Below are 301 nucleotides of genomic sequence, written 5' to 3' on the forward strand. Positions count from 1 at the left end.
CTCACCCTCCACGTTATCCTCTATATCATCTCTGTCATTTCCCTCATTTTCACCAAAACCCTACCCTCCCTACCAAATATCCCACCAACCACCAACTCATAGAGGCTATTCCTCACTCTCAGAACAACCCCATTCCCGTCTATCTCCATCTCCTTATCAACCATAACCCCCCACCACATCACACCCAACTCTTCAAACTCATTCACCTTCATCCCAATCATCCCACCAACCAAATTTCCAAACCCTTTCACATTCACCCCTGGACCAAATTCACATTCCCCCCTCCCCCCGATCAATACTC

1 protein-coding gene is annotated in these 301 nt (G+C 47.8%); it reads right to left on the reverse strand.

Features of this window, described 5'->3' with window-relative positions:
- Nucleotides 1-20: 20 nt before the first annotated feature.
- A partial coding sequence (locus FS628_RS30410) for a hypothetical protein (RefSeq protein ID WP_222125324.1) occupies nt 21-301 on the reverse strand: 281 nt, incomplete at its 5' end.

Origin of the sequence: Paenibacillus xylanexedens (assembly GCF_007676705.1) — a bacterium.
Classification (GTDB): Bacteria; Bacillota; Bacilli; order Paenibacillales; family Paenibacillaceae; genus Paenibacillus; species Paenibacillus xylanexedens_C.